Origin of the sequence: Streptomyces noursei (assembly GCF_001646665.1) — a bacterium.
Taxonomy (GTDB): Bacteria; Actinomycetota; Actinomycetes; order Streptomycetales; family Streptomycetaceae; genus Streptomyces; species Streptomyces lavendulocolor.
Genome location: NZ_LWBU01000205.1, coordinates 1 through 459, shown reverse-complemented (window position 1 = coordinate 459; position 459 = coordinate 1). Strand labels below are relative to the sequence as shown.

The window sequence follows — 459 nt, the reverse complement described above, 5'->3', positions numbered from 1 at the left end:
CGGCGGGGGCGGGGGGGGGGTGGCGGGCCGGCGGGGGGGCGGCGGCGCGGGCGGGGGCGGGGGGGCGACGGGGGCCACGGCCGGGAGGGCGGCCGGGCCCCGCCTGCGTTTTCCTCGGTACGTCATGGGAGTGCGGCTCCTTCGCGGGTCAGGCTCCGGCGGGGGGCGTGCCCCGGGCGAGGGCGGTGCCGGTGTAGGCGGGGATCGCCGGGGCGTCGGCATAGGCGGTGGCGGCCGAGCGGCTGTGGTCGTCCGTCTCGTCGAACGGGGACCAGTCGGCCTTGCTCACCCGCAGCTGGATGCCGCGGGTGTCCCCCCCGGGGGCGAGGGACCCGCCGGTGAACGTCACCTCCAGGTAGGCGTCCGCGCCGGCGACCGGTGCCGGCAGCGGGACGACGCGCAGCCGCACCTGCGCGCAGCCCACGGCGGCGTAGTCGCACCAGGCGCTGACGGACGGGG

Annotated in this window: 1 protein-coding gene; it reads right to left on the bottom strand. The window is 80.6% G+C overall.

The window, feature by feature from the left end; translation table 11 throughout:
• Positions 1-148: 148 nt before the first annotated feature.
• The coding region (locus tag A4V12_RS17085; protein ID WP_350498013.1) for a cellulose binding domain-containing protein at positions 149-459 on the bottom strand (311 nt) is incomplete at its 5' end.